The organism is Streptomyces sp. NRRL S-378 (genome assembly GCF_000720645.1).
GTDB lineage: Bacteria > Actinomycetota > Actinomycetes > Streptomycetales > Streptomycetaceae > Streptomyces.
The window spans coordinates 1-9460 of sequence record NZ_JOBX01000116.1; the positions used below are offsets into that span (position 1 = coordinate 1).

Consider the following 9460-nt stretch of genomic DNA (forward strand, 5'->3'; position numbering starts at 1 on the left):
CATCCTCGTCGTCGGCATCGCCATCGACCTCCTCATCTTCAGCCCCCTCGAACGCTCCGTCCTGCGCAGCCGCGGCCTCCTGGTCAAGAGCTGACCGGCATGTCGCCCGTACTGCTCGTCATCGCCCACGGCAGCCGCGATCCGCGGCACGCCGCGACCGTGCACGCCCTGACCCGGCGTGTGCGCGCGCTGCGGCCCGGACTGCGGGTGGAGACGGCCTTCCTGGACTTCAACGCCCCGCGGGTCGAGCAGGTGCTGGCGGCGCTGCACGCCGACGGCGTCCGCGACGTGGTGGCCCTGCCGCTGCTGCTGACCCGCGCCTTCCACGCGAAGGCCGACATCCCGGCGGCACTGTCGGAGGCGCTGACCCGTCTGCCGGGCCTGGCGGTCTCGGTGGCGGACGTCCTCGGCCCGTCCCCGCTGCTCGTCGAGGCGCTCGAACGCCGGCTGTCCGAAGCCGGCATCACCCCGGCGGACCGCGCCACCACCGCGGTGGTGCTCGCGTCCGCCGGTTCCACGGACCCGGAGGCGATCGCAGTGATCGCTGAAATCGCGCGGGAGTGGCGGCACACCGGTTGGTGCGCCGTGCGGCCTGCGTTCGCCTCCGCCGCTCTGCCCCGTACGGAGGACGCCGTACGGGCCCTGCGCGCCGAGGGCTTCGCCCGGGTGGCGGTGGCCCCGTACGTCATCGCGCCCGGCCGGCTCCCGGACCGCATCGTGGCCGGCGCCGGGGCGGCGGGCGCCGATGTGGTGGCCGACGTCCTGGGCGCCGCCCCGGAGCTGGCCCTCCTCCTGCTGCACCGCTACGACGCGGCCGCGGCGGCCCCCGCCCGGCTCCCGGCCCTCACGGCGTGACGGCCTGACACGCTCCGACGCCGGTCACGGGCGGGCGGTCACGCGCGGGCGGCTGCCTCGTCGGCCAGGGCCGTCAGGTCCGCGATGGACATGGCGCCCGGCGGCAGGCCTTCGCGGGCGAAGATGTTCGCCGCGTGCCGCAGGACGTCGTTGACCGGGGTGGGCACCCCGTGCAGCCGGCCCAGCAGCGAGATCTCCCCGTTGAGGTAGTCCGCCTCCACCGAGCCCGTGCCGCGGGCCAGGCTCTGCCAGGAGGAGCCGCCCCGTAGGCCCGGCGGCTGCTCGACCTTCCCGTCGCGGGCCTGCGACTGCTCCGCGTCGGAGGCGTACGCGATGCCGGCCGCCCCGAAGGCGGCCTTCGCCTCGCGGACGGCGCGCAGCAGCAGTGCCGCCTTCGCCGGGTCGGGTTCCGGGCCGGTGGTCGCCTGGATCGCGTTGCCCAGGTTGCCCAGCAGCTTCGCGTACTTCCACCGCATGACGTCCTCGACCAGCGGGGCCTCGAAGCCCGCCTTCGTCAGGTCCGCCGCGACGGTCCGGGCGAGGGCGTCCGTGCCGCCCGCGGCCCGGCCCAGGTGCAGGATGCCGGTCAGGGGGGTGCACAGCGCCGAGACCACGCCGGGCTCAAGGAAAGTGGCGGGCAGCCAGACGCACACCCCGTACACGCGCGCGAAGCGCCGTAGCGCCAGTCGCTCGCTCTCCACGCCGTTCTGCGCGCACAGCACCGGGAGCCGCTGCGCGGCCGTGCCGCCGCCCGCGACCTCCGCGTCGCCCCAGGTGTCGAGCGCGGCGATGGCGTCCTGGGTCTTCACGGCCAGCAACAGCACGTCGTCCGGGCGCAGTTCGCCCAGCTCGTCCGGTCCGGTGACCACGTCGAGCCGGTGCACCCGGCTCCCGTCGGCCGTCGTGAGGCGCAGTCCCCCGGTCCGCAGGGCTTCCGCGTGCGCGCCGCGTGCGACGAGGACGACGTCGCCGCCCGCCTCCGCGAGCCGTCCTCCGATGGTGGCGCCCACGGCGCCCGCGCCGATGATGATGTACCGCATGCCGATGAGCCTGGCACACCGCACCGCCGGCGTCGCCCCCGGGGCCGGTCACCGGCGCCGCATCCGCCCGGGGCAGGATGATCACATGGGTGGGGACGGAGGGGCCGTGGCCGAGGCGGTCGCGCGCGAGATGCAGTTGATGAGTCCGGGCGTGCGGACGTCGAGGGTCCTGACGGACCGGCTCCTCGATCCGGAGTTCGTCGAGGTCGGTGCCTCGGGCCGCAGGTGGGACCGGCGGTCGATGCTGGCGGCGCTGCCCGAGATGGAGGGCGGCGCCGAGGACGGACCGTGGTACGAGCCCTCCGGCATGACGGGGGTCGAGCTGGCGCCCGGGGTGGTGCACCTCACCTACGAGACCGTGATCGACGGGCGGCGGGCGCGCCGGAGTTCGATCTGGCGGAGGTCGGACGACGGGGCCGGCTGGCGGATGTACTACCACCAGGCCACCCCGGCGCCGGACGCGTAGGCACCGGGTCAGGGAGCGGTCAGTTCGACGAGCTTGGCGACGGTGTTCCAGTTGCGGGTGGTCACGTCGATGCCCTTGACGACGGCGGGCCGGGCGAGCGCTTCGGCCAGCTTGGAGCGTCCGAGGCCGGCGGGGGCGTAGAGGTAGAGGACGCGGTCGCCGAGCCGGTACTCCTCGGGGAGGAACGCGGCGCCGTCGAGCGCGGCGAAGCGCTCCGGGCCGGGCTGTTCGGAGAAGAAGGTGGCGTGGAGCTGCTTGCCCTCCAGTTCCGCGGCCGGGAAGGGGCAGGCGTCCGCGACGGCGCGCAGGTAGGTGCCGTCCACCACCAGGCACGGGACCCGGAAGCCGAAGTGGGCCTCGATGGCCGCCTCCAGCTCCCGGGCGAGTGCCACCGGGTCGGTCTGCGCACTGCTGAACACGGCGTTCCCGCTCTGCAGGTACGTCTGTACGTCGCCGTGCCCGAGCCCTTCCAGGACCGTGCGCAGTTCCGCCATCGGGACCTTCCTGCTGCCGCCGACATTGATCCCGCGCAGCAGTGCCGCGTACTTGGTCGTCACCGTGGCCTTGTTCGTCATGGGGGCACCATAGGGGGTGTTGTGTCCGGCGGCTCAGGGCCGGGGCCCTGGCCGCTCGGCACAGCACTAGGACAGTTCGGCCTCGATGAGGTCGGCCGCCTGGTGCGTGCCGCCCTCGGCGGCCATCCCGGCCCGGATCTCCTCGGCGCGGGCGGCGACGGCGGGGTCGGCGACGAGGGCGAGGACCGCCTCGCGGAGGGTGGCCGCGTCCGCGTCGGCCATGGGGACGTGCCGGGCGACGCCCAGGGCGGCCAGCATGTCGGCGTTGCCGAACTGGTCGACGGCCTGGGGGACGGCGACCATCGGGGTGGCGGTGGCGAGCCCCTCCTGGCTGCCGCCGGCGCCCGCGTGGGTGATGAAGGCGTCGGCCTGGCGCAGGATGTCCAGTTGGGGGACCCAGCGGTGGACCTCGACGTTGGCGGGGATCTCGCCCAGGTCGGCCTCGTCGGTGAACTTGCCGATCTGCAGGACGACGTGCCAGTCGGGCAGGTCCGCGAAGGCGTCCATGCAGGCGCGGTAGAAGGCGGGCTGCTTGGTGAAGGCCGAGCCGAGCGAGACCAGGACGACCTTCTTGCCGTGGGCGGCCTCGGGCCGGCTCCAGGTGCCCTGGGTGGCGCTGCGGTCGCCCTGGCAGGCGCCGACGAAGGTGTGGACGGCCTCGTCGACGCGGTCGGCGTGGGGCTGCAGGGCCTTGGGGATCAGGACGAGGCTGCGACGGGGCCGGCTCTGGAAGCGGTCGACCTGGTCGCCGAGGCCGTTCTCGCTGAGCCATGCCGCGAACTTGGCGTAGTACGCCTGCCCGCGCTCGGAGGCCTTCAGCCCGGCGAACATCGGCTCGGCCACCTCCTGTTCGTACCCCTCCCAGGCGACGAGGTTCGGGGAGAGCGAGACGGCGGGGACACCCCAGCGGTGGGCGAGCACGGGCGCCGGGTAGGAGGTGATGTCGTGGAGGACGAGGTCCGGTTCGTCGCCCTCGAAGGCGGCGGCGAGTTGCGGGAGGACCTGGACGGCGTCGTTCAGGAAGGGCTCCAGGTTGTCGATGAGTTCGGTGCCCCAGGCCTCCGGGTCGTCGTCGGTGGGGAGGGTGGAGGTGTAGATCACGGGCGCGGCGCCGGTCTCGGCGACCTTGTCGGCGAAGGCGGCGGGGATGGCGTAGCTGACGCGGTGGCCGCGGGCGACGAGCTCCCGGATCACCTCGATGCTCGGGTTCACGTGCCCGTGGGCGGCGATGGAGAACATGGCGATGTGGGCGGGCTTCGCTGAGGTCATGCACCGACCATAACGAGACGAGACGTCTCGTGCAACTATTTTCGAGATTCCTCGACCTCGCCGGACGGGGCGCGGCACGGCTGCAGGACGCGCTCGACGTCGACGGCGAGCGATTCGAGCCAGGCGAGCGCCCCGAAATACCGCGACGGCGCCACGCTGTCGGGTGTATCGGGATACGGCCGCTCGCCGCCTGCCCCGGCCGCCGGCGGCATGCCGGCATCCGGGGACGGCTGTCCGGGGGGAGCCGGGGCCGGGGCGTCGGCGGCGCGTGTGGGGAGCCATTCGGCGGTGGCCGCGGGTGGCTCGGCCCGGGCGCGGCGGGCTGCGGCGTACATCGCGGCGACGAGTTCGGACGTCCGGCCGCCGAGCCGGTCCCGGTGCACCGGGTCGAGGACGGGCCCGGAGCGGGCGAGCAGCCGGCGCGAGCCCCACAGCACGTGATGACCCGTCATCATGGCCGCCTGCCAGTCCGGCGCCCCCTGCGCCGGCGCCCTCGGCTCGCCCTGGCGCTGCGCGTACGCACTCTCCGCCAGGGACAGCGCACGCTGGAGCGCCCGGTCGTCGGTCGTGGTGCCCGGGACACCCGCCACCACGGCGGCCGTGGTGCGCTCGACCGTCTCGGCCTCCCGCTCCAGCAGCTCGGCGACGGCCCGGTGCAGCTCCGCCCGGGCTCCCCGCGGCCAGGCGAGCAGTCCGAAGACGACGCCGATCATGCTGCCGATGATCACGTCCATGATCCGCACCTCGGCCAGCCGCCAGGTCACCGGCGCCAGCTGCGCGAAGACGAAGGACACGACGAGGGTGAACATCCCCTGGGCCCAGCCCACGCCCCGCACCGGCCCGACCCGGAACGCGACGACCATGACGACCGGCAGGACGACGGCGTAGATGGTGGTCCTGCCGCCGACCAGGGCCAGTACGCCCGCGGCCAGGAGCGCGCCGAGCAGCGTGCCGGCGAGTGCCTGGCGCACCGTCGCCCGGGTCTGCGCGGCCGTGGTCCTGGTCAGGCTGAGGACGGCCAGCATCGCCCAGAAGCCGTGCGGCAGCGATTCCACGCCCGCGACGGTCCGGGCGGCACCGAGGGCGAGGGCGATCCGGACGGCGTTCTGGAAGTACACGGACCGCGGCCCGGCATGGGCCCACAGCCGGTGCCACCACAGCAGCGGCGCCCCCCGGCCCGCGTACCAGAAGCGGACGGAGTCGACCCCGCCGGGGATCCGGGCGCGCCGCCCCCGTACCGCCAGTTCCGATGCCTCGGTGAACGCCACCGCGGCGTCCGCGACCTCCAGCAGCGCGGCGCGGCGCCGGCCGCGGGCGGCCGTCAGGCCCTGCTGCTCGTGTTCGGCGCGGTCCCCGGCCTCCTCGCGCAGCCGCCGCAGTATGAGGGCCTCGTCGTTCGCGCGGCCGGTGCCGGACAGGAGGGCTGCCGTCTCGGCGGCGGCCCGGCCGACCGCGTCCAGCAGGTCCGCCCCGGGTTTCAACGGGGCCTTGCCCGGGGGTGGTGGCGGCAGGTGCAGCATGCGGCCGAGGAGCGTACGGACGGCCAGACCCGCGTGGGCGAGGGCCCGGTCGCGCAGGCCCGGCCCGGCGGGGCGGTCTGCCTCGTCGATCCTCAGGGGGCGCAGCGACTCGCCGGCCGCCTCGACGGCTGCCACGGTGGCGGCGGACAGGGCGTACGGCGCCCGCCCCAGCTCGTCCGCGCAGCGCACGGCGACCATGCCCGCCTCGGCGGCCCGTTGCCGGTAGGTGGGTCCGCGCGGTTCGGGCAGTACGAAGAGTTCGGCGAGGACCAGCAGGACGAGCCCGAAGGTCACGCCCAGGAGTCTCTGGCCGAGGGTGTCCGGGGCGTAGGGCGGGAAGCTGGGCATGATGTAGAGCAGTTGCAGCCCGGGGGTCGCGCCGGCGGCGCGCGGGCCGGCCGCCGCCACGAAGGCGAGGACGAAGCCGATCAGCAGCATGCCGGCCACCGCGGTCCAGGTCCGTACCGCGAGGAAGGTGCCGGCCGTCACCAGCAGCCAGACCGCGGGCGTCGTCCGGACCATGACGGCCGCCCGCTGCCGCCCGGTCCCGGGGATGTGGGAGAGGGCCGCCATCGACACGACGCCGAAGAGGGCGTACGTGGCCGCGACGGGCTGGTCCAGCCCGTAGAGGAACAGGTAGAAGCTGCCGCATGCGGCGAGGGTGGTGCGGATCGCGCGCCGCGCCACCGTACCCGGGCCGCGGCCTGCGCGTCCGTCGCGTTCGGCGCCCACCACTCCAGCATCGGGCCGTCTGCGGGAAGCCACCACCCGCCCGCTGTCGGGCGGCGGCACTTGCCCCTGGGGGAAGGGTCCCGGTTGCAATGAATGAACAGTCATTTATCAAGTGCTGACCGAGGGAGGTGGTGGCCGTGGGACGCCCCCGGGGGGTCGAGGACGAGGTGATCCTGCGCGCGACCGCGCCGGTCAGGGGCCGGGTGGGGCCGACGGGGCTCACAGCACCAGGTCGGTCTGGTGCCCGGCACCCTCGTGCAGAGGCCTTCCTGTGTGCGGACCTCACCGATCCGCAGCTGTACGAACGCGCCCCGGCCGTTCACCGGGCCCGGCGGCGGGCGATCGGTGAGCTGTCGGCGGAGGCCGTCGACGCGGGCGAACTCCGCGCCGGAACGGACGTCGCGGCCCTGGCCGGCGCCGTGCAGGCGATCACCGCCCGCGCGGGCCTGACCTGGGCCGTCGACCGCAGCGGCCTCGCCCAGCGGCTGCGGCGGGAACTCGACGCCGTACTGCACCCCCACCTCCCGCCACGGCACGGCCACGAACCGGCGAAATCATGACCACCGACGCACGCCCGCTCTCCGGAGAGGGGGCCGTGGTCGCCGGCGGCACCCGCGGCGGCCGGGGCATCGCCGTCGAGCTGGGCTCCGCCGGCGCGACCGCTGGCGCCTGGGGCCTGTACGAGGAGTACGGGTTCACCGACGCCGACGGTACCCAGCCCGACTTCGCCGCCCACTGGGCGGAGAACCTGGAGGCCGAGTACGGCCCGCTCGGCGACCCCCTCCGACCGGAGCGGCCCGCCGCATCCCGGCGCGTCCGGGCGGTGGTAGAACGGCGGCATGGACGAAGCGCGGGCGAGGGACGTACTGGCGGCGGCGGGCCTCACCGACGGTGGGCGCCGGGAGCCCGCGCTGCTCGCGCTCGGCGAGAACGCGGTGTTCGCGGTCGGCGACCTCGTGGTCAAGGTGGGCCGGGAGGCCTCGCTGCTGGAACGGGCCGAACGCGAACTCGTGGTGGCCGGATGGTTCGCCGCGGCCGGCGTCCCGGCGGTCCGCGCGGCGGAGCCGGAGCCGCGGCTGGTGGGCGGGTATCCGCTGACCCTGTGGCACCGTCTCCCGGACGCGGTGCGGCCCGCGGGGCCCGAGGACCTGGCGGTGCTGCTGCGGGCCGTCCACGCGCTGCCGGAGCCGCCGTTCGCCCTGCCGGCGCGCGACCTGCTGGGCGGGGTCGAGCGCTGGCTGCGGCTGGCGGGGGACGCGATCGACCCGGCCGACGCCGCGTACCTGCGCGCCCGCCGGGACGCCCACGCGGACCAGGTGGCGGCGCTCATCCCGCACCTGACGCCGGGCCCGGTCCACGGCGACGCCCTGCCCCGCAACGTCCACGTGGGCCCGGACGGCCCGGTCCTGGTCGATCTGGAGACCGTATCGGCCGACCTGCGCGAACACGACCTGGTGGTGATGGCCCTGTCCCACGACCGGTACGGCATGCCCGCCGGGGAGTACGAGGCCTTCGTGGCGACGTACGGATGGGACGTCCGCGACTGGGCGGGCTGCGCGGTCCTGCGCGGCGCCCGCGAGACGGCCGGCTGCGCCTGGGTCGCCCAGCACGCACCCGGCAACGCGGCCGCCGGCGCCGAGTTCCGCCGCCGCGTGGCCTCGCTCAGGGAGGGCGACCCGCGGACGCGGTGGCGTTCGTTCTAGTCGATGGCGGGTACGGCGCCGACCTGCGAACATCTGCAGATGATCACACTTTCCGATGACCTCGGACATCTTTCCTACGTCGTCACCGGCGACGGGCCGCCCGTCGTGCTCGTGCACGCCGGCATCGCCGACCACCGCATGTGGGACGCGGTCGTCCCCGCCCTCGCGGAACGGCACACCGTCATCCGCTACGACCTGCGCGGCTTCGGCGAGTCCGCTCCGCCGAGCGGCCCGTTCCGGGAGACCGACGACCTGCGCCGGCTCCTGGACCATCTCGGCCACGAGCGTGTCCGGCTCGTCGGCGCGTCCTGGGGCGGCCGCGTGGCCGTCGACTTCACCCTCACCCACCCGGACCGGGTCCACTCCCTCGCGGTGCTGGCCGCGCCGTGGCCGGGATACGACTGGTCCGCGGAGATGATCGCGTACGACGCGGCCGAGACGCAGGCGCTGGCCGCCGGCGACCTGGACGCGGCCGTCGCCACGAACCTGGACATGTGGGTGCGCGGGCCGGCCCGCGCCTGGGAGGACGTCGCCACCGGACTGGCCGACCGGCTCCGCGAGCCGATCCGTACGTCGCTGGTGAACCAGGACCTCGTGGGGGAGCACTCGCAGGGCGTCGTGCGGGGCGACCTGTCCGGCATCTCCGTCCCCACCCTGGTCGGGATCGGCACGCTCGACGTCGCCGACTTCCAGGACATCGGCCGCCGCTACGCCTCCGGGATCCCCGGCGCCGTCCTGATCGAGTTCCCCACCGCCGCCCACCTCATCGCGATGGACGCCCCCGCCGAACTCGTCTCGGCGCTGCTCCCGTTCCTGGCCCGTTAGCTGCCCGCACCGTCCTTGCGCCGGCCCGATCGGCCGGCGCAAGGACGGGGGGTGCAGGCGCTACTTCGTGTAGTAGCCGGCCACGTCGGCGATCAGATCGACCGATCCGGCGTTGTTGTAGAAGCTGACCTTCCCGTTCACCACGGGGACGATCACGAGGTTCGGAATCGTCTGCCCGGTGGTGAAGTTGAGGTTCGACGCGCTGGTGCGGGTCGTGCCGTCCGGGAAGACCGACACGTAGCTGTCCGTCGTCGGGTCGGTCGCCGTCACGTTCAGGACGACAGCCGTGACACCCGACGCCGGAATGCCCGCCGTACCCGCGACCTGCAAGGTCACGGTCCCGCCCTGGGGATACACGGAGACGTGGCTGGCCGTGGTCGGGTCGGTCGCCGTCACGTTCAGGACGACAGCCGTGACACCCGACGCCGGAATGCCCGCCGTACCCGCGACCTGCAAGGTCACGGTCCCGCCCTGG

8 protein-coding genes and 3 pseudogenes are annotated in these 9460 nt (G+C 74.6%); 6 read left to right on the forward strand and 5 right to left on the reverse strand.

The features are described from left to right. Both IH80_RS44405 and IH80_RS0137275 read left to right on the forward strand, forming a co-directional pair. Positions 1 to 94 (forward strand): annotated as a pseudogene (locus IH80_RS44405) (ABC transporter permease); the annotation flags it as partial. 5 nt (positions 95 to 99) lie between these two features. Continuing rightward, positions 100 to 855 (forward strand): sirohydrochlorin chelatase, encoded by a 756-nt coding sequence (locus tag IH80_RS0137275; RefSeq protein ID WP_030966323.1) that lies wholly within the window; start codon positions 100 to 102, stop codon positions 853 to 855. 38 nt (positions 856 to 893) lie between these two features. On the opposite strand, the gene IH80_RS0137280 is transcribed toward IH80_RS0137275, so the two are convergent. Beyond that, the gene (locus IH80_RS0137280; RefSeq protein WP_030966324.1) at positions 894 to 1895 is read right to left on the reverse strand and encodes a ketopantoate reductase family protein; all 1002 of its coding nucleotides are present in this window, start codon (positions 1893 to 1895) and stop codon (positions 894 to 896) included. An 85-nt stretch (positions 1896 to 1980) separates the two neighbouring features. On the opposite strand from IH80_RS0137280, the gene IH80_RS0137285 reads away from it, so the two are divergent. Next, entirely contained in the window at positions 1981 to 2361 is a 381-nt protein-coding gene (locus tag IH80_RS0137285) for a DUF4440 domain-containing protein (protein ID WP_030966325.1), read from the forward strand. Between the two features lie 8 nt (positions 2362 to 2369). On the opposite strand, the gene IH80_RS0137290 is transcribed toward IH80_RS0137285, so the two are convergent. The 3 genes and pseudogenes from IH80_RS0137290 to IH80_RS0137300 form a co-directional block, all read right to left on the reverse strand. Next, positions 2370 to 2936: a DUF1697 domain-containing protein gene (locus IH80_RS0137290; protein WP_030966326.1), complete on the reverse strand. Its 567-nt coding sequence runs from the start codon at positions 2934 to 2936 to the stop codon at positions 2370 to 2372. Between the two features lie 66 nt (positions 2937 to 3002). Next, a pseudogene (gene mgt, locus IH80_RS0137295) lies at positions 3003 to 4240 on the reverse strand (macrolide-inactivating glycosyltransferase). Continuing rightward, entirely contained in the window at positions 4241 to 6457 is a 2217-nt protein-coding gene (locus tag IH80_RS0137300) for an FUSC family protein (protein ID WP_234432521.1), read from the reverse strand. It abuts the pseudogene before it with no gap. Between the two features lie 137 nt (positions 6458 to 6594). Between IH80_RS0137300 and IH80_RS0137305 the strand changes: the two genes are divergently transcribed. The 3 genes from IH80_RS0137305 to IH80_RS0137315 all read left to right on the forward strand — a co-directional run bounded on the left by IH80_RS0137305 (position 6595) and on the right by IH80_RS0137315 (position 8985). After that, positions 6595 to 7017 (forward strand): hypothetical protein, encoded by a 423-nt coding sequence (locus IH80_RS0137305; RefSeq protein WP_199819367.1) that lies wholly within the window; start codon positions 6595 to 6597, stop codon positions 7015 to 7017. Between the two features lie 279 nt (positions 7018 to 7296). Beyond that, the gene (locus IH80_RS0137310; RefSeq protein WP_030966332.1) at positions 7297 to 8160 is read left to right on the forward strand and encodes an aminoglycoside phosphotransferase family protein; all 864 of its coding nucleotides are present in this window, start codon (positions 7297 to 7299) and stop codon (positions 8158 to 8160) included. A gap of 39 nt (positions 8161 to 8199) precedes the next feature. Further along, entirely contained in the window at positions 8200 to 8985 is a 786-nt protein-coding gene (locus IH80_RS0137315; RefSeq protein ID WP_030966333.1) for an alpha/beta fold hydrolase, read from the forward strand. 60 nt (positions 8986 to 9045) lie between these two features. Here IH80_RS0137315 and IH80_RS46655 read toward each other — a convergent pair. After that, positions 9046 to 9460: pseudogene (locus IH80_RS46655) on the reverse strand (hypothetical protein); the annotation flags it as partial.

Excerpts from the sequence above, each read along its gene's own strand:
- IH80_RS0137275 (WP_030966323.1), top strand. The coding sequence starts at position 100 with ATGTCGCCCGTACTGCTCGTCATCGCCCACGGCAGCCGCGATCCGCGG.
- IH80_RS0137280 (WP_030966324.1), bottom strand. The coding sequence starts at position 1,895 with ATGCGGTACATCATCATCGGCGCGGGCGCCGTGGGCGCCACCATCGGA.
- IH80_RS0137285 (WP_030966325.1), top strand. The coding sequence starts at position 1,981 with ATGGGTGGGGACGGAGGGGCCGTGGCCGAGGCGGTCGCGCGCGAGATG.
- IH80_RS0137290 (WP_030966326.1), bottom strand. The coding sequence starts at position 2,936 with ATGACGAACAAGGCCACGGTGACGACCAAGTACGCGGCACTGCTGCGC.
- IH80_RS0137310 (WP_030966332.1), top strand. The coding sequence starts at position 7,297 with ATGGACGAAGCGCGGGCGAGGGACGTACTGGCGGCGGCGGGCCTCACC.
- IH80_RS0137315 (WP_030966333.1), top strand. The coding sequence starts at position 8,200 with ATGATCACACTTTCCGATGACCTCGGACATCTTTCCTACGTCGTCACC.